The following is a 24660-nucleotide window of genomic DNA, read 5'->3' as shown; positions in this document are numbered from 1 at the left end:
GAAGATTTAATCATTAAACAAGGTAGATTTAATGTTGTTTCCCTAATTTTAAAATCGGTTGATTAACCATATTCAGCTTCCGTTTTGTTTTATTTTGATAAAAATCATATTACAAATCATTTCAAATGCTTTTATTTATTAATTTAGGATATAAACAACTTCACATGTATAGAAAAGCTTATCGCCATTTTTATTTTTTCCTCTTCGCATTACTGGTTGCCTGCTCTCCGAAAATGGCAATAAACAAAAATAATCCAAATGAAATCAGGGTTTTAAGTTATAATATTCACCATGCTAATCCACCTTCAAAATCAAAAGAAGGTTTGATAGATATTGAGGCCATCGCAAAGGTAATCGCTTCCCAATCGCCAGATTTGGTGGCTTTGCAGGAAGTCGATGTGAACACGAAACGATCAGGGAATATAAATGAAGCGGTTGTTTTAGCAACCAAACTCAAGATGAATTTTTACTTCTTTAAAGCTATTGATCATGATGGAGGTGACTATGGTGTGGCCATTCTCTCCAGGTATCCTTTAACTGATCCTCAGACTTATCGCCTTCCAAGTAATCAAGATCCAAAAGCCGAACCACGTATTCTGGGAATGGGAACAGCCAGCTTGCCAGATGGCAGAAAGATTCGTTTTGCCTCTACACATCTGGATGCACAAAGGCCTGAGGAAAACCGGATGATGCAAGTGAAAGAGATTAACAGGTTAACGGAAAAAGAAAGTTTGCCTTTAATCCTGGCGGGGGATTTAAATGCTGATCCAAATTCGGAGAGCATCAAAATTTTTGATCAGCAATTTGTAAGAAGCTGCGAAAATTGCGGCTTTACCATTCCGGTAATAAATCCAAGGCATACCATTGATCACATCTCTTATAAAAAGGGGAATAACTTTAAAGTGATTTCGCACCAGGTAATTAATGAAACCTATGCATCTGATCATTTGCCTGTTTTGGCGGTTTTACAGTTGAACAGGTAAGAGCATGAACTAACCAAACAAAAATATGAATCGTAGAAATTTACTGAAAACCTTAAGCCTGAGTTTGGGCGCTACAGTGGTAAGTACCGATGTGCTGGCCCGGCTGGCTGAAAACACTTACAGTTACCGCATTCCTGATCATCCCTTGCATCGGCCTTTGGATAAACCCATTACAGCGATAACTTGTGGCGCAGGAAACCGGGGAACGGTTTATGGTAATTTCGCAGCAAAGTTTCCCGATCAGATTAAAATTGTTGGTGTTGCGGAACCTGTTCCGTTTAGAAATGAACGATACGCTAAAAAGCATAATATTATCGATGCGAACAGATTCAATACCTGGGAAGATGTTTTCAAAAAGCCCAAAATGGCCGATGCCGTGATTATTTCGATGCCTGATAATTTACATTACGAACCTTGTATGCAGGCTTTAAAAATGGGTTACGATGTGCTTTTGGAAAAGCCTATTGCACCAACAGAGCAGGAATGTCGCGATATTTTAGCCCTGGCAAAAAAGACGGGAAGAATTGTGGCCGTTTGCCATGTGTTGCGTTACGCTCCTTATTTTGTAAAGATGAAAGAGCTGCTGGCTAAAGGCGCCATCGGTGAGGTCATCAGCATTCAGCATTTTGAGCCTATTGAGCATACGCACATGGCACACTCTTATGTACGTGGGAACTGGCATAATTCAAAACAAACTACGCCTATTATCCTGGCCAAATCTTGCCATGATTTAGATATCATGAAATGGGTAATCAACAAAAAAGCGCAACGTATTGTGGCCATGGGCGATTTAAAGTGGTTCAAAAAAGAAAATGCACCTGAAGGCAGCACAGCCAGATGCACGGATGGCTGTGCCGTAGAACGGGCTTGTCCTTATTCTGCTATTAAAGAATATGTTGACCGAAATTCGAGAACAGCGGTTTTAGATATTCCCGAAGGTACATCTGATCGGAAAGCAGCGGTTTTGGAAAAGCTAAAAACAACTAATTACGGGCGTTGCGTATATAAAATGGATAATGATCAGCCTGATCATTATGTTACAAGCATTCAATTTAGCGATAGTGTAACTGCTAATTTTTCAATGGAGGCATTTACATCCTACCATGATCGCCGAACCAGAATAATGGGCTCCATGGGTGATATGGTTGGCGACATGACCGAGTTGGTTGTGCATGATTTTAAAACCAGACAAGAAACAAAGTTTATACCTAAAGCCGAAGATGTAGATGGCTATAAAAATAGCGGGCATGGTGGTGGCGATTGGTTGCTGGTAAGGGATTTTGTACAGGCGGTGGCTCAACAAAACCCAGCCTTACTTACCTCAACCATTGATGAATCGATAGAAAGCCACATTATGGGTTTTATGGCAGAGGCAAGCAGGAAAAACGGAAAAGTGATGGACGTAAAGATTTAAACGGGAAAGGAGCAATTTTCATTGCTCCTTCTTTATAATTTGGCGAAGTTCCAGATACAATTAATAACGAACGAAGATTGAACCTTTAAGAACATCTAATCAAAAACCACTCTACATAGCTTTTTATAGTACTATGATATGGGGCATGATTATTCTGTCTCTAATGGGATGTATTTTTCAACACAATATTTTTCAATGTCTGTATCATTTATGAAGTATTCATCACAAAATTCATCAAGCTCTTTTTCTGCTCCTGAAACATATTTTTCACTTGCAGTCATAAGCTTTTCAGTCTGTTCGATGAATTTATTGAACTTGTCATTCATTTTACAAAGTTTGTCAATTGTTTTAAAGTCTAAATCACGATATGTTGCAGGAAATAGAACTTTGCTTTGGTATGGATTAGCATTAAGTTCAATAATGCCAATTCCAAACGATTGATTTAGCCTGGTCATTTCCTCATTTAAGCTGTCACTAAACTCAAACGCAACCAAATAACCATAGTTTGCCCAACTTGAATTTGAAACTGCTTGAAAGAAAGCTTTTTTCAATTCACTGTCGCTGTTAATTTCCCTTTTTAATTCATAAGAACTCATTTTGAAAGTATCCACTCGATTTATAGATTTTAGGAAATTTTGACTTGCTTTTGTCTGTAGATTAAGAAATTTAATCCCCACCATATCAGGATGCGTCCATATTTGATTATTGTCCTTACCGTTTGATTGTTCGTGAAAGATTGTCTTAGAATATGTAACTGTATTTTTAAGATAACTAGTTAAAAGCTTATGCAAATCTCTTTCATCGTAAGTCTTTTGCTTATTAATTTTTATTGTTATTTGAGTTTCTGGCATTGCGTCCCCACTTAGAACATCTACACCAATATTTTGCTCGTGTTTTGTTAAATAATATGAATATGTTCCTCCTGTTTGCTTAAGTCTCTTAACTCTTGCATCTCCATTTCGAATGAAGTCTCCTAATAAAGCAGAAATAGTCGAAGCAGGAGTTTTTGCAGTTGCGAACTCATAATAATTATTTTTGACTATATGGTTATAGATTTCCATATAATTGGTTAAAGAATTAATCTCATCTAGGCTTTGCAAAATCGCTTCTTTTATTGTCATTTTTTATTTTTGTTTTACTGATTAGCTATTTTGTAGCATTGCTAAATGATTTTTTAAAAACATTCTACTTCCCAGAAGCGTTCCCAGTTTTTGCCAGGTGCCAGTGATGTAATTCCTTCTTTGCGTTGCAATTGATGATCATGGTTTACACCATCGGCCACGCCGCACCAAGGTTCAAGACAAATAAATGGTGCATCTTTTGCTGCCCAAATGCCAAAAAACGGAAAATCTTCAAAATGAAAATGTAAGCCGTAATCGTTTTTATTATTCAACAAACTTATACAGCTGCTTTGCATGTTTTTAAAAACCAGCGCATCGTTGTAAAACAGCTCATGTTTAAGGTTTAATTTATGTCCATCCAGCTCAATGTTTCCTGTTTCATTGGCTACTAAACCATCCTCTAGTTTCCAGTAGGTTAATCTCTCATCTGTATTAAAAGCCAGGTAATAATCCTCGTAGTTGGTATTTGGTGTATTTGGAACAGCGAAAGCCGGGTGCGCACCAATGGAAAATAAGAGTGTTTCATTTCCCGTATTGATCACTTCATAAGTTAAGTTCAGCTTCCTGTCAATCAATTTATAAATCAGCTTCAGTTTGAAATGAAACGGATAAACTTTCAGGGTTTCATCGCTCTGCGTTAAGGTAAAAACGGCTTCAGCACTGCTTGTTTTTTCAATTTCGAAAACATGATCGCGGGCAAAACCATGCCGGGGCAGCTCGTAACTTTTACCCTTATACTTAAAATGGTCATCTTTTAACGATCCAACAATGGGAAATAAAACCGGGCTATGCTTAGCCCAATATTTAGGGTTGGCATTCCACAAATATTCTATTTCAGTTTCTTTACTATACAGACCTTGAAGTTCTGCTCCTTTAGCGTTAAGGCTTACTTTTAAATAATCGTTTTCGAGGGTTATCATTACATTTTAAAAGTAACAAAATAGTGGTGGTTTAGAAACAATTTTTATTAAATTTGATTCATTCCCTTAAACAAACATGCTGCATTTAAAATTTTAGCTTTGCTTTTAAAATTTTGGGCTCATTACTTTGGGAATGAGTCGCGTCTATCTCAAAAAAAATAGCATTGTTATGCCTGTCGATCTATCTAAATTATCCCATCCGAAAGTTAAAGCCGCCATCACTGCGCTCCAAAATGGTGATGCAAAAACTTGGTTTACGTTGTTTACGGATGATGTTCAGCTGTATGATGATGGGAACCAAATGCAGTTTAATAATTTCTTTAAAAAAGCATTAGGTCATGAGCGCTTTACGAGTATCGATAAGGTAGAGAATAATGGCTTGGATGTTTACGGGAATTTCCATTCAGACCAATGGGGCGATTTTAAAACCTTTTTCAAATTCCAATTAGGAAAAGAAGGGAAAATCAGTCGTTTGGAAATCGGTCAGGCGTCTTTTTAAATATGAAGTCTTTAGTACAAAGTCGAGAACCTCACGACTCCGGACTAAAGACTTCAGGCTAACTTAGCCCTTTTCTTCCCAAATCATCGCGATATTGATAATTGTTTGCACTGCTTTTTCCATATCCTGAACGCTTACCCATTCCTGTTTGCTGTGGAAAGCATGTTCGCCGGCAAAAATATTGGGGCAAGGTAATCCCATGTATGACAAACGAGAGCCGTCTGTTCCGCCACGAATACTTTGCTGTTTTGCAACTACGCCAGCTCTTTCAATCGCTTCAACCCCATATTCTACTATTTTTGGATATTTATCCAAAACCTGCTTCATGTTGCGATACTGGGCTTTGATTTCTAAAGAATAAGTAGAATTCGGATAATTGCGCATAATCGTTTTTACTGTTTCCTCTAAAAATTTCCCATGTTCAGCTAATTTCTCATCAGTGAAATCTCTGATGATGAAGTGGGCTTCAGCTTGTTCTACCTGTCCGCTGAAACTTACAGGATGAATAAAGCCTTCTTTTTGATGGGTGGCTTCAGGTGTCAAAGTCTCTTTCGGCAAAGCGGCGATGATATCAGCCATTATTTTGATTGCGCTTTCCATTTTACCTTTGGCAAAACCCGGGTGTGTACTCACGCCATTGATCAATAATACTGCCCCATCGGCTGAAAAAGTTTCATCTTCAATTGATCCTAACGTTTCACCATCAATCGTATATCCTAAATCGGCGCCTAATTTTGCAAGATTTACCTTATCTACGCCCCTTCCAATTTCTTCATCAGGGGTAAAAAGGATTTTGATGGTACCATGTTTTACCGTTGGATTTTTCATCAGGAAACTTGCCGCCTCCATAATTGCAGCCAGGCCAGCCTTGTTATCGGCACCTAGAAGTGTGGTACCACTTGCTGTGATGATATCGTTGCCAATTTGGTGTTTTAGATCCTGATGCTCTGCCATTTTGAGCACGATAGACGGGTCATCTGGTAAGATTAAATCTTGGCCTTGATAATTGTCATGAATAATCGGCTTAACGTTTTCTCCGCTGCAATCTGGTGAGGTATCCATGTGAGAGCAGAAAAAAATTACAGGCAATTTTTTCTCAGAAGTTGCAGGAATGGTTCCATAAACATAACCATTTTCGTCCATTTCCGCGTCAGAAATGCCGATTTCTAATAATTCCTGAACCAGATTTTTACCCAGGTTCTTTTGTTTTTCTGTTGAAGGACAAGTTGGAGAAGCAGGATCTGACTGTGTATCTATCTTCGCATATTTGATAAATCTCTGTTCCAAAGATTTGTTAAAGTTGGTGTACTTGCTCATAATTCAAAGGTAAAAGTTATAGATATTCAATAAACATATTATTTTTGTAAAAAAACGATATGACTTTTAGCCCGTTGAAGACTACATCACTTACTGTTTTATTCTCATTCCTGGTTACATTTTCATTTGCTCAATCGAATTATTTTAAATGGTCATGGGGATTAGGTGGCGGCGCTAATTATTCAAAAACTGATGTAGTTGAGGGTAATTGGGGTTACACAGCTGCAGGAGAAATCAACTATCATTTTACGCCATTTGTTACCGCTGGACTGGAAGGGCAGTACGGTATGGTTCAGGGTGGTGATATTGTAACCGATCCGCATAACAGACAATTTGTTAATAAATATACCAGCGTTACGGCCAACTTAAAAGTACAACTTGGTGAGTTTGTGAATTACGACAGAAGACCTTTTTGGGAAGCCATAAAAGGCGCTTACCTTGGCTTGGGTGTTGGCGTAATTAATAACAATATTACAGACATTGTACGCTATAAGCCAGATTGGGCAGCTGTAGATCCGGGTTATGGTCCGTTTCCTGGCGTAGATAAAGGTGTGAACCTTATTGTTCCAATTAATCTTGGTCTTAACTATTACATTAATGATGGTTACGGATACGTTCGTTATGTAATTAACTTTAACGCACAAAGTAATTTTACCTTCGGCGAAGGTTTAGACGGCTATAACGATCCGCCGACGAAGTTTAGAAACTACGATCCGGATACCTTTAATGTTTATAGCCTTGGCGTAAAATACTTCTTCGGAAATATTAAAGCATACCGTAAGTTTTTCTAGTTCTTTTTGCATTTTATTTAAATCACTTTGTATGAGAAATTTGTTTTTCATGTGTTTCCTATTCATCACTTTAAAAACAATGGCACAAAAAACACCTTTCGAAATTAGTGGTAAAACCGAAACGGCAACCTACAATCAGGCGATTACTTTTTATGAAAACCTTGCCAAAACTTATCCCCAGGCAAAGTTGATCACCTATGGCAATACTGATTTTGGTAAGCCGCTGCATCTTTTAGTTTTATCGAAAGATAAAAATTTTGATCCTGCTGCCATCAGAAAAAGTAATAAACGTATTTTGTTAATTAACAACGGTATTCACCCAGGTGAACCTGAAGGAATTGATGCTTCAATGATGTTGGCCAGAGATCTTTTAAAAGCCGATCAGCTACCCAAAGATGTGGTAATATGCATCATCCCGGTTTATAATATTGATGGCAGTTTAAACAGAACAGGAACCTCAAGAGCCAACCAGAACGGCCCTGTGGCGTATGGCTTTCGTGGAAATAGCAAAAACCTTGATCTGAACCGCGATTTCATTAAAACGGATTCAAAAAATTCGGCTGCTTTTCAATTGATTTTTAATATCTGGCAACCGGAAATATTTGTCGATACGCATACCAGTAATGGAGCCGACTATCAATATGTGATGACGCTTATTCCTACCCAAAAAGATAAGCTGAATCCTATTTTATCAAGCTACTTAACCAAAACGCTTGTTCCAGATTTATATTCAGGTATGGAGAAAAAAGGTTATCCGATGATTCCTTATGTGAACGCTTTCGGGGAAATACCAGAAACCGGGATAGCTGGGTTCATCGAATCGCCACGTTACTCTACAGGTTACACTACGTTACATAATACGATAGGTTTTATGCCTGAAACGCACATGTTGAAATCCTACGATTTACGCGTTGATGCCACTTATAAGCTTTTGCAAACTTACATTGATGTTGTTCAACGAGATGCTAAAATAATCGGGGAAAATAAACGCAAAGCGGATGAATTTGTAGCAGTTCAAAAAGAATTTCCCCTGGCCTGGAAGTTAAACAAATCTGTTGAAAACGATTTGCCATTTAAAGGTTTCGAATCGGGCAAAAAGCCAAGTGCAGTGAGCGGTACCGATCGTCTGTTTTACGATCGAAATAAACCATTTACTAAAACCATTAAAGAATGGAATAACTACGAACCTGCAATTTCCATCAAAAAACCTATTGCTTATATCATTCCGAAGGCCTGGGATAAAGTAATTACCTTGCTAAAACTCAACAATGTTAAAGTAGAAGAATTGAAATCAGATTCGAAAATTAGCGTTGAAAGTTATTACATCACCGACTTTAAAACGGCCACTCGTCCGTATGAAGGCCATTATCTGCATTCTGCTGTAACTGTGAATCCTGTCCAAAATGCTTTACAATACTATGCTGGCGATTTTGTGGTTTATGTAAATCAGAAAACAAACCGATTCATTGTAGAAACCCTGGAACCACAAGCGACAGATTCATACTTCAACTGGAATTTTTTTGATTCTATTTTGGATATGAAGGAGCATTACTCTGCCTATGTTTTTGAAGATACAGCAGCAGAATTACTCAAGAATCATCCGGAACTGAAAAATAAATTAGATGCTAAGAAGGCTGCTGATGCAGACTTTGCGAAGAATGGTGCCGCACAACTTGATTTTGTGTATAAAAATTCTGATTATTACGAGAAAACACACAACAGATATCCGGTGGCTCGTTTGGTAACAGATGTAAAGCTCGATTTAAAATAAGAAAATGGAATACCTCAGCATTGCTCCAGTAGCATCAATCATATTTGTATTTACCATTGTAACCAGCCTTTACGCTTTTTACGATCAAAGCCTTTACGGCAAATTTATGCTGCATCCATACAGTGTATCAAAAGGGCAAAACGTTTATACGCTAATTACAAGTGGGCTTATCCATGCCGATTGGATGCACTTGTTTTTTAATATGTTTACTTTCTATGCCTTTGGCTTTGCTTTAGAGCAAATGATGGGGAGTTGGCAATTTGGGCTAATGTATTTTCTGGCTTTGATTTTAAGTGATTTACCTACTGTTTTCAGGCATAAGGATGATTTTCATTACAACAGTTTGGGCGCTTCTGGCGCAATAAGCGCTGTTTTATTCAGCTTTATATTATTTAATCCAATGGCTGAAATTGGCATTCTATTTATTCCATTTGGAATTCCAGCGGTAATATTTGGAGGTATATATTTAGTGTATTGCGTATATGCTTCAAAAAATTCGAGGGATAACATTAATCATGATGCGCACTTTTTTGGCGCCTTAACCGGATTAATTTTTACCATTATTTTCGTACCAGGGATATTACAAAACTTCTTCTCCATCATCGCCGCCAAACTAGGCATGTAGCTTATCCCGCTTGCGGTAAGCATGGCTTTTCAAAAAAGCTCATCGGGTGATCAGGATCTTTGATGATTTCGAATTTAACGTAACCCCAGGGTTTCCAGAAATTCTCAAGCACCTGGGCATAAATTTTATGTTGCCAAACATCAAATAGCGGCTTGGTCATGTTTCCTCGAAGTGGCATCGCCTCAATGTAGGTAGTTCCCTCCACAGGCATAAAAGTATATTCGGGCAAGCGGTTAAACAGATAAGCAGAATAATAAAAACGGGCAGTTAATTCTTCAAACTGTTCAGCCGTTAATGCTTTATCTCTTATTTCATTGATGATTTCCTGGTGATACCGTTTGTTGGTTCCGTTATCCTGCAGGCAGGCAACAATACCAAAGTCTTTCATTTTTAAAGAAAACGTTAACGTATTAATTTCATCGCGGAAACTAAAAGGCGTTTCTTCGTTTTCGAGTTTGACAACTGTAATCGACCAGGGCGTAAAATCTTCAAATTCGATGCTGGTATATAAGTTCTGCATCATGAAGTTCAGGTTAGCAAACTTCATCATCAATGATTGTGACATGTTCAGGCCATCGGCAGTCATTTCCTTGCGTAAAGCCGAATGCATTTCGATGTACACAAAGCCATATAAAAACTTCCCAATCCAATTAAATAGGTCTAATTCGGGCAAGGCTGAAACAGCATCATAACCTTTTGCAAAAGCTTTTTCAATTTTATCTTCCAAAGGATTAATGAACTGCTCATTAACTTCGCTGTTTACCGGGATCACCAAGGTATTGTAGGAGCGGATACTTTCATCCAGAAACTGGATTTGTTCCTCCCCAGTCAAGCCCGCCTGCTCCAATAACCATCTCGGAATCAACGGAACCTGCAATACAGGTGAGTTAAAAGTGTTGCCACTTAAGAAACATTTTTTGTACAGAAAGTCGAAACCTTGGAAAGGATTATATAAGCCAGTATTCATCGCTGCAATATTAGCCATTATATTTTTAGGCCTTGATAAGGATATTTTATTTTAACTCTGGGATTACAACACTTTACCATACGCCGTTCTGTAGAGACACAGACCGAAACTAGCGCACTAATAATTATTGTAAAAACCACTTATATGATCAACCAGCTGACTGTAAATGGGCTTCGTAAATTCCAGAAACAACGCACTCGGTGGCGGCGGTAAAATCTCTTTTCTTCTGGTCATTGCCAATTGATGCTTATCCAATGCCCGGTCATCACCCTTGTAACTCGCCCAGCTATCCCTCCAAACATAGGTGCCCGGAAATTTTTGTTGGCGTACAATTTTTTTCGTTTGCCAATCCATGATACTCATATCCAGTAATCCTGAAGATGATATGTTTTTTTCAAAAATGCTTAGCGTAGCCCTCACCGTACCGTAAATGGGTTTGCGTTCTCGGGTTTCGCCAATTACCACACTATCGCGTTTGAGTTTTTCTACCCTTTCTTTTACATAGGTTTGTCCGACCACAAAATCATCAAAGTTCAAACTTAATACCTGGTCAGGAACAATTTTTTGCTGTGTGGCTTGATCCTCTCCATAAAATATGACAAACTTATTTCTAGAATAGCTGCTGATAAACTGATCGATTTGTTGTTGAAAATAATCGGCACTTAATTTATACGGACCTCTGTTTAAAATGATCGGCTGAACCACCACACGAGTTACGGCAGCCCAGTAAGCATCTTCCATTTTGTTTTTAACATCCTTATAGTTGGGCTGTAAATTTTGTGTTTTTTCAAACTCGTAATAAGCTTTCTTTGCCGATAAACGATTGTTGGTATTAAGATAACTTAATCCAGATTCGTACCTCGCCGCTGCTGCATTCAATTTGCTTTCAGCCACTTCTTTCACATATTTTGAAGGATTGGGTACCAGTACTAAACAAGCCGGACAGCTATTAATATCATCTGCCAGTTGATTGATTTTTTGATAATCATACATCACCGATTCCCATCTGAATAAATCGTTTGAAAGTTTGGCTTCATTAATTTTTCGCAAATGATCCTGAAGGGCTAAATCGTAAGCCGTTTTTAATACTTGCATAGCTTCGCTATTCTTTGGCGAGTTTTGCAATCTGCTCACGGCTTTAGCAACTGAAGCATCGTAATCGCCTTTCTGTAAGGCGTTTTTTCCTGTGGTACATCCTCCTAAAATTATTAAGGATAAATAAATAAAATACCGTAATCTTGAAATGTTTTTCATGGCAGGAATAATTGGCGTTAATAAACAAATATACTTTGTAAGGCGATAAATTCGGCCTATTTAATTATTTAGACGATTGATAATGAAGATTAGTTGCAAGCAATTTGAATTAGAATTAAAACATCCCTTTTCCATCTCAAAGTTTACCCGAACAAGCACCCCATTAATGCTGTTAAAAATTAATTATGAAGGTGTAACTGGGTATGGAGAAGCCTCTATGGTGCCTTACATGGGTGAAAGTTATGAAACAGCCACTGCATTTCTAAAGCAGGTAGATTTATCTCCATTTAAGGCGCCATTTAATTTTGAAGAAATTATCACTTACCTTGATAGTATTGCAGTCGGCCAGCCAGCCATTAAAGCCGCTATTGACATTGCATTGAATGATATTAACGGAAAGATTTTAAACCAACCCTGTTATCAAATTTATGGTGCTGATTTATCAAAGATGCCTGTTACCTCGTACACTATCGGGATTGATACGCCTGAGGTGATTCGCGAAAAATTAAAGGATGCCGCAGGTTTTAAAGTGATCAAAGTGAAATTGGGCAGAGATAATGATCGTGAAATTATTGAAACCATTCGTAGCATGACCGATGTGCCACTTTATGTAGATGCAAACCAGGGATGGAGCGACAGGATAAAAGCCATTGATTTAATTTACTGGCTGCACAATCAGGGCGTTGTTTTAATTGAGCAACCCATGGATAAAACAGATTTTGATGGGAATGCCTGGTTGACGGAAAGGAGTCCGATTCCATTGTTGGCTGATGAGGCGGTTCAGCGTTTAGCCGATATGGATAAACTTAAAGGTGCTTACCATGGTATTAACGTGAAACTGATGAAAAGCTGCGGCATGTATGAAGGCCATCAAATGATTTTGAAAGCCCGCTCTTTCGGTATGAAAGTTTTGATTGGTTGCATGAGTGAAACTAGCTGTGCTACCTTGGCGGCTGCGGCTTTAGCACCACTTTGTAACTGGGCAGATTTAGACGGACCCTGGTTAACCACAAATAACCCTTTTACCGATCCTGAGTTTGTTGACGGGAAATATGTTTTAAATAACCAACCAGGTTTAGGCTTGGAAGGTGTTACTTCTGATCTTTTTCTTTAAAGTTTTTGCGAAGATCTTTCATCAACTGGTACTTGAAATAAGCAAAGCAAGCTGCTACGCCAACTAAAAATCCACCTGGAAGTGGTTTGTGATTATTGTAACACCATACAATTCCTAAAATGGAAAGGATAATGGCGAGATTGTAAAAGATATTTAGTGCGAATTTTTTACCCACAATTAGAATTGATTGAATGAGTGAGGGGTTGAATGGGTGAATTGGATAATTTGTAAAGAAATGAATTAGTGAATAATATTGATTACTGCTGAAATTTTGAATAAGCGCTCTGTTCTTACATTCGCCATTCAAAACTCATTCATCCGCTTATTCACTAATTCACTAATTTAATATACAGGCATATTCGGATCAAAAGCCTCTTGCCAAGCTAAAATACCACCTTTTAAATTGTATAAATTTTCGTAACCGTATTGTGCTTCTAACTGCATTACTGCTGCTGCACTTCTTTTGCCACTGCGGCATTGAACAATCACTGGTTTATCTTTAGAAACCTTATCGGCTTCAATTAGAATTCCACCCAATGGAATGTTTTCTCCGTTAAGGTTAGAAACTTCATATTCGAATGTTTCACGAACATCGATTAATTGAAAATCTTCTTTATTGTCGATTTTCTCTTTTAGTTCTTGTACCGATATCTCTTTCATTTTGAAATTTTGTGTTTATGCAAATATAGGAAATTCAATTTTACACCCATCATCAAAAAAATGCCATATATTTTAATCAAAACTGTAACAACTGTTACCCTTAGGCGTTTAATTATAAATAGTTACAATGGACAAACTGAATCGTTTCTTCTGGTTTTGTTCTGGCGCACATATCCCTACACTGGAAAAGTATCCTACAGAACAAAATAAATATACCGGCATTGGTGCCACCATCTTTTTTACTGGTTTATTTGCCGCACTTTCTGGCGGATATGCCATGTATTTCGTTTTTAAAGGCGATGATTTAGCATTAATTTTCGCCATCATTTTTGGCTTTTTATGGGGAGCTGCCATTTTTAATATGGATAGATACATTGTGGCCAGCATTAATAAAAGTGCCAGTACCAATAAACAACTTCTACAGGCTACACCACGTATTTTATTGGCCATTATGATTGGTATGGTAATTTCCCGGCCAATTGAATTGAAAATTTTTGATAAAGAAATTAAAGAACGTTTGAAGGTAAGTTATCTTAATGGGCAACGTTCAAAAATTGATACCTTAAACAAGGCTTTTGAAAAAAAATATCAGGTTGAGTTTGGCCGCCTGAACCAACAAAAGGCAACCCGCGATTCATTAGAAAAAGGGATTAAAGTCGATCGCCAAAAACTAAACTTCGAAATTTTTGGAAATAAAACTACCGAAACTTCCGGCGTGATGGGTTATGGACCCTATGCGAAACGTAAGGAAGCAGAAATTAAACAACGTGAGGCCGAGCTCGATTCGTTAAAAGCTAATATCAATAAATCAGAAGTTTTTGTAGATAAACGCAAGGAATTTGATGGCTTGTTTAACGAAAAATTGTACACTAAAAAACAACTTGATAGTTTGGCCGATATCGCTGGATTTGCCGATCGGAACTGGGCTTTGGGGCAACTCAAGTTTAATGTCGATGGATCGAAAGATGATAACACAGCCATTGCCGTTACTTTTATCGGTCTACTTTTTATTTTCTTTGAATGTTTGCCTGTTTTTGTGAAGCTGATGAGCGCTCGTGGTCCCTACGATTTTGCTACTGCTGATACGGATGAAATTTCCATCTATCAATCCAAAAAAGATAAGGATTTTCATTTCGAAGTGGCCGATAATGTTCATGAAACCTGGGTTGATGCTGAATCATCTAAACAAAAGGAAATTATAAAAGGTAAAGCTTACCGCGATTTGGAGAAATACGATTGGGACAAGGAATAACAGGAGATAACTACTGGAAGCGAAATGGTGTGAAGTAGCTGAAAAGTGATTCCTGATCAATCCATCAAGCATTTTACATCTTACTTCATACATTTTTACATCATACTCTTACATTCTTGTTAAATTAGCCCATCAAACCTTTTTTATGAAGAAAATTTTAGGTGCTGTATTATGCAGTGCATTATCATTTTGTGCTTTTGCTCAAAATGAAGTGCGGTATGTAGTTTCATTTCCAAACGCCATCCATCATGAAGCAGAAATTGCGATGGAGATTCCGAATGTTCCGGCAGGGAATTTAAAAGTGAGAATGAGCAGGTCATCTCCGGGGCGTTATGCTACGCATGAATTCGGCAAAAACGTTTATAATTTTAAAGCATTTGAGGCCAGTGGAAAAGCATTGGTTATTAAACAAACCGCCGGCGATGTTTATGAAATTCCAGCCCATGGAAATGCCGTTAAAATCACGTATACTTTATTTGGCAACTGGATTGACGGAACTTATGCAGGCTTTGATGAAACCCATGCACACATGAACATTCCTGCAACTTTTGCTTTTCCGGTAGGGATGGATGCACGACCACGTTTGGTTGAATTTAAATATGCAGAAAAACAAAACTGGAAAGTGGCCACACAATTAAAACCGATGGGTAAAAACACTTTCTATGCGCCAAATTTCCAGTATTTTATGGATAGTCCGATTGAGATTGCCAATTATAAAACTGCAAAATGGGAGGTTAAAAACCATGATGGCAAGGTACAAACCATTCATTTGATTGCACATTCTAATGATACTCAGGCGGCTGTAGACAAATATGCAGACATGTTAAAAAAAATGGTTGATGAACATTATGCGGTTTGGAGAGATTTTCCAGTGTATGATTATGGAAATTATTACTTTCTGAATGATGTTTACCCTGCCAATGCCGGCGATGGTATGGAACATCGAAATTCAACCTCTATTGTGCAGCGCACTCCAAAAATAGAAGGTTATGAATCCAATTTACTAGGCACCTTTTCCCACGAATATTTTCACAGCTGGAACGTAGAACGTTTACGCCCGAAAACACTTGAACCCTTTAATTTTGAGCATTCCAATATCAGTGACGAACTTTGGCTGGCTGAAGGTTTTACGCAGTATTACGGTGGTTTATTGCTCACCCGGGCAGGTTTGAAAACGGCTGACAACTCCATTCAAGCCTTTAATGGAATGGTCAATGCTGTTTTAAATTCTCCGGGAGCAAAGAATTATTCACCTATTGAAGCCAGCCGTTACGCTGTTTTTGCTGATGCAGGTGTAGCCATCGATCAAACCAATAAAGGCAATATTTTCCTTTCTTATTATACCTATGGTGCTGCTACTGCTTTGGCTTTAGATCTTACTTTGCGATCTGAATTTAAGCTTACGCTTGATGATTACATGCGGGCTTTATGGAAAGCTTATGGCAAACCAGAGATCGCTTATACTGTTCCAGATTTGGAAAAAACCTTATCTGAATTAACTAAAAACCCTTCATTTGCAAAAGCCTTTTTTGCCAAATACATTTACGGAAAGGAGAAAAATGATTATGCCAAACTTTTGCTAAACGCAGGTTTGGTATTGCGCAAAGCAAATCCCGGGCAGGCTTATGCTGGCTTTGGCAATCTGAATACATCAGATGGCAAAATGACCTTACTGCAAACATCGAAAGGAACGCCAGCCTATCAAGCCGGATTGGATGTGGGCGATGTGATTTTGAGTATTGACGGGCAGGAAGCGACAAATGCATCAGTTATTGATCAGGTGACTAAGGCGCATAAACCAGGCGATGTGGTAGAAATTAAATACCAATACCGTGGAGAAAATAAATCAACCAGGTTAACTTTTGCTGAGAATCCGGTGTTGGAGATCGTTTCGATAGAAAAAACCGGCGGAACTTTAACGCCGGCCATGCAAACTTTCAGAGATAATTGGTTAAACTCGCAGGTAAAATCTAAATAATAACTTAATAAACATAAAATGAAAAAATTATTGCTGGTTACACTTGTCGGGATGGCGGGCTTACAGGTAAATGCTCAAAATATTGATAAAATTATTACCAGAGACTATGCCGATCATCTGATCAAAACTTTAAGTGGTGATGAGATGCAAGGTCGTGCGACATTTTCTCCCGGAATTGATAAAGCCGCTACTTTTATCGAATCGGAATTTAAAAAAATTGGATTACAGCCGCTAAACGGAGAGAAAAATTTCCGACAGGCTTTTTACAAATATCAGGTGGCCAACGTAAGCAAAGCCATTAAAATTGATGGTAAAGATATCGCTGCCGAAAATGTAATCCTGGCTGGTGCAAATGAAGAAAACATCACCTTGGATAAATCCAACGCAAGTGTGGTTATGATGGATCCAGAAAAGCCTTTTGTAAATCAATTCAGATCAATGCTTTCAGCGGGCAAAAACCAAATCATTTTGGTGGATGAAAAGTTAGCTGAGAACTTTAAACGCTACAAAGCTTATTTTGATAAACCCACTACTTTAGATGAAAAGGACCTGGGCGCTGGAAAATCAGCGGTTCAGGTTTTTGTGTTGGGTACTACTAAAGCCGATGATTTTACCGTAACCTTAAAAGGTAAAGTTTCAAAAATGGCTTTGTTTAATGTTGCGGGAATGATTCCGGGAAAATCAAAAGCTAAAGAATTGGTGGTTTTTTCAGGTCATTACGACCATTTAGGAGTTATTAAAACTGTTAATGGTGATAGCATTGCAAATGGAGCAGATGATGATGCTTCCGGAACAACGGCGATGATTGCTTTGGCAAAATATTACAAAGCACAAAAGAATAATGAACGCACATTAATTTTCGTGGCTTTTACAGCTGAAGAAATCGGTGGCTTTGGTGCAAAATATTTCTCGAGTAAGCTAAATCCGGATGAAGTAGTGGCCATGTTCAACATCGAAATGATTGGAAAAGATTCTAAGTTCGGAAAGAACACGGCTTTCATTACTGGTTACGAAAAATCTGATTTTGGGAAAATTCTACAGAAAAACTTAGCTGGAACAGAGTTCACTTTCCACCCAGATCCTTATACTGAACAAAATTTATTCTATAGAAGCGATAACGCAACATTAGCCGCATTGGGCGTTCCGGCACACACAATCAGTACAGATCAGATTGATGTAGACAAGTTTTATCACACGGTGAAGGATGAGTATAGCACTTTAGATGTAGAAAATATTTTATCGACCATCAAGGCCATTGCCAAAAGCGCAACTTCAATTGTTAATGGAACCGATACACCAACAAGGATACCGAAGTTAAAGTAGTGAGATTAAAAACACATCAACAATGGTTGTATTATATATCGATCGACCTATTGTTGATGTGTTAGTTTTTTACCTAACATTTTTCCCTTCAGGTAATTGCGTATCGGAAGATCTAAAAAGACCATCACCAAATATGAAAGGCCAATTAATAAAACTGTACCCACAGGGATGGCCACAACCATTTGACGCATAGTAGGTTTGTTCGCTTCGATATAGCTTAAGAATAACCACATAAACGGATAATGGATCATATACAGCGGGTAAGAAATATTGCCCAAGAATTTACAAATTTTATTTAAACCTTTAGATAAACTTGCGCCTGCTCCAAGCGAAATTAATAAAGGGAAGTACAGTAATACCGTAATTGGATCTGCAAAATAGTTCGACTGATCTGCAAATGGAATCAGGAAAGCCAGCAGCAATAGGCAGCTCATGGTAATAAAGCCAAGTTTTGATGCTATAATCCATTTTGATCTGTAAATAAGCATTCCTGCAAGAAAGGAGTAAAAAATTCTGATTCCACCACCCCAGAAATTATCGCCGCCCCAACCGACACCCAAATAACCAGAAAGGTATGTTTCATAGCATAATAAAATGGCGGCAACTGCAACTAAAATCCAAATAATTTTATTTTTGAGTTTAAATAGAACAAGTACATAAAAGATGTTTGCAATATATTCCCAGAACAACGACCATGTTGGCGGATTTAAGTGAAAGAAATTAAAATAACGTTCTGGTACCATTTGAAATGGGATTAACAAACAGGAGGTTACAAACATGAGTAACGTCTGGCTTCCAGCATATTGTGAATAAAGGTTGCTAAACGGATCAAAAATGAATGTGATTAATCCAATAATAGCGCCAATGATGACCAGTGGATGTAGGCGTATAAACCTCAGTTTTAAAAAATTCGTTATCCCAATCTGTTCAATACGGTGATCATAAGCATAAGCAATAACAAATCCGGAAAGACAAAAGAAGAAGTCGACGGCTAAATGTCCGTGAGCAATAAAGTTTTTGTGATAATCGGGCACCACGAACTCCATGAAATGATAAACTACCACCGATATGGCTGCAACGCCACGCAACCCATCAAGTATTAAAAAATGTTGTTTCGTTTGAATTTGGTTAGTAGGATAAGTATGCATTCCGTATGGTTAGGAATGTAAGTATAACGATTTAGCTGACGCCTGAAAAGGGATTTATCAATTGTGTTAATATTGTTGCTTATAAATTTAAAATTGGTACTCCATTACATAATCATCCATTACATAACCTTCGCCAATATCAATTTTTACCGATTCTTTGATGGTAAATCCTCCTTTTAGGTAAAAATCTTTCGCTTTATTGTGCTTGTTCACATTGAGCTGTAAAGCAGAAGCACCTGAATCTTTAACCTGATTAAACACCTCATTAATCAGTATTTTACCCACGCCTTTTCCATGGGCAGAAGGCAAAACATAAAGTTTGTGCAGCTTGTAAATTCGTTCTTCATGATCAATAATGGAATATCCAGCGAAACCAAATTGATTTTCATTGTCTTCAGCAATCAAAAAGATATGTCCTTCCATGAGCTGATTGAGCAATTCACCTTTATTGTACATTTTGTCGAGCATGTAATCAATTTGATTTTGCCCAATAATGTCAAGATAGGTTGATGGCCAGGTTGCCGCAGCAATATCTCTAATGACTTCTATATCTTGCTCTTTGGCTTTTCTAATGGTAATCATAAGGGCTCACTAATAAATATTGGTTGACCAGAGAAAGTAAATTCTACAAAACCATCATTCACCACTTCAAAAACTTCCTCTTCATTTTGCATCAGATTGGTAACTTCGAGGTAGCGGTTGCCATGAATTAAAAACTGACTTCCGGCAGGTTTCCATACCGAAAAACCCGATTTGATGGGATAGTGTTTAGCCCTTTCGGTAAATACCACAATGTTAATTTTATCTTCAAATCCGGCAAACTTTTCCAGATCGAATTTCCTTGTAATCACATTTACAGCAGGATATTTTTGTTCGTATAAAAAGTTTATGGCCACCATCAAAGCATCAACCGGGCCCTGAACTATTCTGGTATCTTCCTGAACTTCCTGGTTGCTTCCATTCACCAAAACGTCTACTTTTAAACCAAGAGAAAAGATTTTTTCATAGTTTTCGCCATTCACTAACAGCGTCGGACTCCACTCCAAAAGCTGGCCTAAATATTCTTCATTGAAATTTCCAAGCTCATCGATATACAAGGCTGGCTCCTGTTTTTCTTTTACAATGTGATGTGATGACATACTGCGAAGATAAAAATTAAAGTATCAAGTAGATAGTATCAAGTAACAAGATTAAATTTTCACGGCGTCATAAAAATCCTGATAAGCCTCAATGAAATCATCGGCAGCGTAAATAGCATTAGAAACCGCAATGCCATGAATGCCGGTTTCCATCAAATCTTCCACATCACCTATTTTGATGCCTCCAACGGCGATGATGGGTAATTCGATATTTAAATCTTTTAAATGAGATATGCCATTCGAATAACTGCCAATGCTTAAAAGTGGAAAATCATTTGGTTTGGTGTCAGTTGTAGAATACGGTCCGAAAGCAGCGTAGTCCGCACCTTCACTGGCTAGTCTGATTAAATTTTCAAGGTTGTTTGCTGAACCGCCCAGGGTTATATCATTGCCAACCATTTTCCGCAAAGCAACAAAATCGGCATCCATATCCTCAATATGAAAACCTTGAATATCGGCTTTGCCATTTAAATGAATGTGATCAGTAACAATAAGTGTTGTTCCCCAGTCATCACAAATTTCGGCAATGGCATTAATGTCTGCCAAAAGTTCCTCATCGGTTTTACTTAAACACCGATACTGGATCCATTTGGCACCAGCTTCACAGGCCAGTTGTGTTTGCTCAAGGTGAGTAAGATGCGGTAAATCATGGGTAATGTATTGAAGTTTTTCAATGTATTTCATATGGTGGTTAAATGCAAAATCGTCATTGCGAGGTACGGAACAATCTAATTTGCTTTGTAGATCGCTTCGTGCCTCGCAATGACGAATGTAGTGAATTTACGCTCTCCCCTAAAACTTCACATTCAAACTCAGTAGAAAGTTGCGGGTGGCCTGAGGATAATAATAGTTAGATCGGCTTAAATCGCCAGCATATAAATAGGGATATGTACCACCGTTACTTTCATATAATGTGCTAAAAACGTTATTGATCAATAAGCTCAAGCCCACATTTTTAATTCCGGCAAGCGGTGTGTTGTAACTTAAACGGATATCGTTTACAAAGAAACTCGATAGCGTTCTGGTATCAGCAGAAGTATTATCTAAATTTTGTTTTCCTACATATTTACTCAAAAATGCTACGCTGGCATTTGGCAAAACATTGTAATTAATCTCGCTTGACGCGATGATTGAGGGAGAAAAAGCGATGTTCGTGTTGCTGTAGTTAAAAGTAGTTAAGGCTCCGTTAGCATCATCATAAATAAATTCAGTAAAGTCTTTAATTTTATTCCTGCTGAAAGTGGCTGTTGCAGCCCACGATAGATTTTTAATAATCTGCCATCTTCCATCAATTTCAATACCTGCTCGGTAACTATCTGGCACATTCTGACGGGTTTGTCCACCCACATCATTCAGCTTTCCAGTATTAATCAGTTGGTCTTTGTAAAACATGGCGAAACCATTTATGCCCAAACTCACATTCGAGAATTGCGTACGATAACCCGCCTCTACATCAGTTAAATTTTCCGGTTTCGGGCGGCTATTGATATTCGAATCCGTAAAATCTCTTCTGTTTGGTTCCTTATTTCCTACGGCAACAGATGCATAAACGTTACTCTTATCACTGAAGTTATAAGTGATGCCTGCTTTTGGATTGAAAAAATCCAGGCTTGCATTTTGTTGCCCGGGATTGCCGTTTGGATCAATACCGAAGTATGAATAATACACTCTTCTATATTGCAAATCGGCAAAAAAGTTAAATTGATCTAACTGATAGTTTACCCTGCCGAAAATATTGAAATCGGTTTTGAAAGCATCATTGTCGTCATAGCGATGGCGGATAGAGCCGCTGCCATCATAATTGGCAAATTGCGCCCATATCACTTCATCAAAGTGGCGGCCTTTATATTCATTGTAAGCACCACCTAAAACAAAGTTTAAATTATTTTGCGGCGTGTAGTTTAGAGAATAGGTAACGCCATAAAAATCATTGTCCAGCCAAAGCCTTCTCACCAAATCAGAAGTATTTTGCGTTACCCCACCAAGCACCACAGCCGGGATTCCATAATCAGATAACTTGCGATCTTCTTTGTATTCTTCGTAGTAACCTCTTCCATAGGTATAATGTAGGGCCGCATTTGCCACCAACTGATTGGTAATGTTTCTGGTATAGAATAATTGATAATGATCTTGCTGATAGTTATCGGTTTGGTTATCGTAAGTAAAATCATTGTGTCTGCGATTGGTAACCAGCATTTCCTCGCTAATCCCGTTCCAGGCTTGGTAAGTTTTTTCCGTTCCACTGAATACGTTGGCACGAAGAATATCTTTCTTTCCGTAATAAGCACCAGAAACAAAGAATGATTTTAAGTTAGATGAAGCACGGTCAACATAACCGTCAGATTTGATTCGTGATAAACGGCCATCGAAAGTAAATTTGTTTGCAATTAAACCTGAACCCACGCTTACGGTGTTTTTCCAGGTGTCGTACGAACCGTAAGTATTATTTAATTCTGCATAAGCAGAATCACGGCGGGTAGTGGTTTGGATGTTTAAACTCCCGCCAAAAGCACCTGCACCATTTGTAGATGTTCCTACACCACGTTGAATTTGAATGTTATCAACCGACGAGGCCAAATCGGGCAAGTTGATAAAGAAACTACCCTGACTTTCCGCATCGTTTAAAGGAATGCCATTAAGCGTAACGTTGATGCGGGTGGCGTCGCTGCCACGAATTCGTAAACCGGTGTAACCTACTCCGGCACCAGCGTCGGATGTAACCACAACCGAAGGTGTTTGGTTAAGCAAATACGGCAAATCCTGGCCGAGGTTATTTTTTGCCAGCTCTGCTTTATCCAGATTTCGAAACGTGGTTGCCGAATTTTTGGATGCCCGTGTGGCGCTTACCACCACTTCGTCAGCCAAAAAATTTTGCTGTACCAAAGCAAAATTTAGCGTTGAATTTCCTGTTAGATTGATGGATTTTTCTTGAGATCTATAACCTACGTAACTTACCAAAACAGTGTAATTTCCGTTAGCCAAATTGCCTATGGTGTAATTACCATTGGCATCACTGATTACAGATGTTTTTTGGTTTTTAATTTTAATCGTAGCGCCAGGCAAGGCATTTTGATCATTATCGGTCACTTTTCCTGTAACCGAATTTTGTGCCCATGCAAAGAAAGGCAACATTGCAACAAGTGCTGCAAAAAGTAAATTTTTCAATGTTTTTGTCTTTAGTTAAACCCATCGGAAATAGGGGTACTCCCGATTTCAGTTAAACTTCCATAACTCCAATCCCTACGCCGGCATTACCCGGATCAGGTGCATTTAAAGCTTAAGGCTTAGAGCTTAAAGACTAAAGTTTGGTTATTGACCAGAGCTTTTAGCTTTTTGCTTTCCTCTTTCTGCTTCAAAATGGGTATGATCTCAGCCCGTTTTTGTGTTTATAACAAACAAGGCACCCCTAATGATGTCGCAAATGTAGAAAAATATGTGAAGATTGTGCTAAAATGGTAGATAATCTTTTTTGAAAAGCAATCTTTATCCCTTGTCGGTTAATTTCGCCCCGCTTACATTACAATCTTTTTATATTAAGTTGCTAACCCTAATATCATTTCGTCCATTGGGGTTAGCAACTTTGAAAATATAAAAAGGATTTTCATTTTAATCGGGTTTAGCTTACTTCAACTTGTGCAGCGATGTGGCCACCTAAACCCGACCATAGCGAGATGCCCACAATTTTTCATTGTGGCAGAAGCGGGGGCGGGAACAATATATCTTAAAAGCCGCTGCCATTGCTTTCCAAATTTATAAAGCTAAAAATTCATCAATTGCCTCAATAGCATGTTGAATGCGAAGATCTCCCAATCCGCTTATTACTTTATAATTGGCATTTAAAGCCTTTAGTTCTTTGTGCCAAACCTCCATAAAATATTCGCGTTGATTAGGAAAATCCCTTAACGGATCATCCTGCCAGGGCAAGTCAATATCCATTAGCAAGTAGAGATCATAAGGTCTTTTTGGCAAAGCATCTAAAACCAATTGTGGCGTTTCGCCCAACATTTCATCACTCCAGATTTTTACAGTCACAAAGGTGGTGTCGCAAATAATAAAATCGTTTTCGGTTGTAACTAAAATCGCATCTTCTAAAGCTACCTGACCATAGTACATATTTATTTCATCCTGCAAAGTATAAGGTGCGATGAGGTTTTCGCAATAATAGCGGGCATACTCTGGCACCCATGAAACTTTGTAATGTTTAGCCAACAATTGAGACATGGTCGACTTGCCTGTACTTTCTGGTCCGACGATAGCTATTTTTTTGATTGGTTTATTCACAATGCTTAATTAACGATTGCGCCAAATGTAAAAGAAAAACCCTTAAAAGAAAAAATCCGGTTGAGGAGGGCTCCTCTAACCGGATAATAAACCAAACAAACTA

At 38.2% G+C, this 24660-nt stretch carries 23 protein-coding genes; 10 read left to right on the top strand and 13 right to left on the bottom strand.

Annotated elements, in window-relative coordinates:
- Positions 1–125 precede the first annotated feature (125 nt).
- Together EA772_RS05150 and EA772_RS05145 are read left to right on the top strand one after the other, a co-directional pair.
- On the top strand, positions 126–983 hold the full coding sequence (locus tag EA772_RS05150) for an endonuclease/exonuclease/phosphatase family protein (protein WP_124911596.1): 858 nt from the start codon (positions 126–128) through the stop codon (positions 981–983).
- Between the two features lie 25 nt (positions 984–1008).
- Positions 1009–2397 (top strand): Gfo/Idh/MocA family protein, encoded by a 1389-nt coding sequence (locus EA772_RS05145; RefSeq protein ID WP_124911594.1) that lies wholly within the window; start codon positions 1009–1011, stop codon positions 2395–2397.
- A gap of 149 nt (positions 2398–2546) precedes the next feature.
- Here the strand turns inward: EA772_RS05145 and EA772_RS05140 are convergent, their stop codons facing one another.
- Together EA772_RS05140 and EA772_RS05135 are read right to left on the bottom strand one after the other, a co-directional pair.
- Entirely contained in the window at positions 2547–3518 is a 972-nt protein-coding gene (locus EA772_RS05140; RefSeq protein WP_124911592.1) for a hypothetical protein, read from the bottom strand.
- 53 nt (positions 3519–3571) lie between these two features.
- The gene (locus EA772_RS05135) at positions 3572–4438 is read right to left on the bottom strand and encodes an aldose 1-epimerase family protein (RefSeq protein ID WP_124911590.1); all 867 of its coding nucleotides are present in this window, start codon (positions 4436–4438) and stop codon (positions 3572–3574) included.
- A 169-nt stretch (positions 4439–4607) separates the two neighbouring features.
- Here EA772_RS05135 and EA772_RS05130 point away from each other — a divergent pair, with 169 nt between their 5' ends.
- Complete coding sequence (locus EA772_RS05130) at positions 4608–4937, top strand: hypothetical protein (protein ID WP_116169417.1); 330 nt, start codon at positions 4608–4610, stop codon at positions 4935–4937.
- A gap of 63 nt (positions 4938–5000) precedes the next feature.
- Here the strand turns inward: EA772_RS05130 and pepT are convergent, their stop codons facing one another.
- A complete protein-coding gene (gene pepT / locus EA772_RS05125; protein ID WP_210405077.1) occupies positions 5001–6254 on the bottom strand; it encodes a peptidase T in 1254 nt (417 codons plus the stop codon).
- A 59-nt stretch (positions 6255–6313) separates the two neighbouring features.
- Between pepT and EA772_RS05120 the strand changes: the two genes are divergently transcribed.
- From EA772_RS05120 to EA772_RS05110, 3 genes are read left to right on the top strand one after another with little or no spacing between them, the layout of a single operon-like run.
- Positions 6314–7045 (top strand): hypothetical protein, encoded by a 732-nt coding sequence (locus EA772_RS05120; RefSeq protein ID WP_124911586.1) that lies wholly within the window; start codon positions 6314–6316, stop codon positions 7043–7045.
- 31 nt (positions 7046–7076) lie between these two features.
- Positions 7077–8816 carry a M14 family metallopeptidase gene (locus EA772_RS05115; RefSeq protein ID WP_246834045.1) on the top strand — a complete coding sequence of 580 codons (1740 nt, stop codon included), beginning with the start codon at positions 7077–7079 and terminating at the stop codon, positions 8814–8816.
- A 4-nt stretch (positions 8817–8820) separates the two neighbouring features.
- Positions 8821–9441, top strand: a complete 621-nt coding sequence (locus tag EA772_RS05110) for a rhomboid family intramembrane serine protease (RefSeq protein ID WP_124911584.1) — start codon at positions 8821–8823, stop codon at positions 9439–9441.
- 1 nt (position 9442) lies between these two features.
- Here the strand turns inward: EA772_RS05110 and EA772_RS05105 are convergent, their stop codons facing one another.
- Together EA772_RS05105 and EA772_RS05100 are read right to left on the bottom strand one after the other, a co-directional pair.
- Complete coding sequence (locus tag EA772_RS05105) at positions 9443–10426, bottom strand: hypothetical protein (RefSeq protein WP_010600859.1); 984 nt, start codon at positions 10424–10426, stop codon at positions 9443–9445.
- 99 nt (positions 10427–10525) lie between these two features.
- Positions 10526–11662, bottom strand: coding sequence for a hypothetical protein (locus EA772_RS05100; RefSeq protein WP_124911582.1), 1137 nt, complete (start codon positions 11660–11662; stop codon positions 10526–10528).
- An 82-nt stretch (positions 11663–11744) separates the two neighbouring features.
- Between EA772_RS05100 and EA772_RS05095 the strand changes: the two genes are divergently transcribed.
- A complete protein-coding gene (locus tag EA772_RS05095) occupies positions 11745–12776 on the top strand; it encodes a dipeptide epimerase (protein ID WP_124911580.1) in 1032 nt (343 codons plus the stop codon).
- Here the strand turns inward: EA772_RS05095 and EA772_RS05090 are convergent.
- Together EA772_RS05090 and EA772_RS05085 are read right to left on the bottom strand one after the other, a co-directional pair.
- Complete coding sequence (locus EA772_RS05090; protein ID WP_029204248.1) at positions 12754–12951, bottom strand: DUF6358 family protein; 198 nt, start codon at positions 12949–12951, stop codon at positions 12754–12756. The genes EA772_RS05095 and EA772_RS05090 overlap by 23 nt on opposite strands.
- A gap of 167 nt (positions 12952–13118) precedes the next feature.
- A complete protein-coding gene (locus EA772_RS05085) occupies positions 13119–13436 on the bottom strand; it encodes a rhodanese-like domain-containing protein (protein WP_010600862.1) in 318 nt (105 codons plus the stop codon).
- A 127-nt stretch (positions 13437–13563) separates the two neighbouring features.
- Between EA772_RS05085 and EA772_RS05080 the strand changes: the two genes are divergently transcribed.
- The 3 genes from EA772_RS05080 to EA772_RS05070 all read left to right on the top strand — a co-directional run bounded on the left by EA772_RS05080 (position 13564) and on the right by EA772_RS05070 (position 17989).
- The gene (locus EA772_RS05080; RefSeq protein WP_124911578.1) at positions 13564–14688 is read left to right on the top strand and encodes a DUF4407 domain-containing protein; all 1125 of its coding nucleotides are present in this window, start codon (positions 13564–13566) and stop codon (positions 14686–14688) included.
- A 145-nt stretch (positions 14689–14833) separates the two neighbouring features.
- Positions 14834–16666, top strand: a complete 1833-nt coding sequence (locus EA772_RS05075) for a M61 family metallopeptidase (RefSeq protein WP_124911576.1) — start codon at positions 14834–14836, stop codon at positions 16664–16666.
- An 18-nt stretch (positions 16667–16684) separates the two neighbouring features.
- Positions 16685–17989, top strand: a complete 1305-nt coding sequence (locus EA772_RS05070) for a M20/M25/M40 family metallo-hydrolase (RefSeq protein WP_124911574.1) — start codon at positions 16685–16687, stop codon at positions 17987–17989.
- 47 nt (positions 17990–18036) lie between these two features.
- On the opposite strand, the gene EA772_RS05065 is transcribed toward EA772_RS05070, so the two are convergent.
- The 6 genes from EA772_RS05065 to EA772_RS05040 all read right to left on the bottom strand — a co-directional run bounded on the left by EA772_RS05065 (position 18037) and on the right by EA772_RS05040 (position 24557).
- A complete protein-coding gene (locus EA772_RS05065; RefSeq protein ID WP_124911572.1) occupies positions 18037–19137 on the bottom strand; it encodes an acyltransferase in 1101 nt (366 codons plus the stop codon).
- A gap of 87 nt (positions 19138–19224) precedes the next feature.
- The gene (locus tag EA772_RS05060) at positions 19225–19719 is read right to left on the bottom strand and encodes a GNAT family N-acetyltransferase (RefSeq protein ID WP_124911570.1); all 495 of its coding nucleotides are present in this window, start codon (positions 19717–19719) and stop codon (positions 19225–19227) included.
- Positions 19716–20276, bottom strand: coding sequence for a thiamine pyrophosphokinase (locus EA772_RS05055; protein ID WP_116168893.1), 561 nt, complete (start codon positions 20274–20276; stop codon positions 19716–19718). Before EA772_RS05055 ends, EA772_RS05060 begins: the two co-directional genes overlap by 4 nt.
- Before the next feature lie 51 nt (positions 20277–20327).
- Positions 20328–20960: a thiamine phosphate synthase gene (locus EA772_RS05050; protein WP_124911568.1), complete on the bottom strand. Its 633-nt coding sequence runs from the start codon at positions 20958–20960 to the stop codon at positions 20328–20330.
- A gap of 108 nt (positions 20961–21068) precedes the next feature.
- Entirely contained in the window at positions 21069–23441 is a 2373-nt protein-coding gene (locus tag EA772_RS05045) for a TonB-dependent receptor (RefSeq protein ID WP_124911566.1), read from the bottom strand.
- Positions 23442–24026: 585 nt separating this feature from the next.
- Complete coding sequence (locus EA772_RS05040; RefSeq protein WP_029204250.1) at positions 24027–24557, bottom strand: AAA family ATPase; 531 nt, start codon at positions 24555–24557, stop codon at positions 24027–24029.
- Positions 24558–24660 lie beyond the last annotated feature (103 nt).

Origin of the sequence: Pedobacter sp. G11 (assembly GCF_003860265.1) — a bacterium.
GTDB classification, from domain to species: domain Bacteria; phylum Bacteroidota; class Bacteroidia; order Sphingobacteriales; family Sphingobacteriaceae; genus Pedobacter; species Pedobacter agri.
This window is presented reverse-complemented; position numbering and strand designations above follow the sequence as displayed.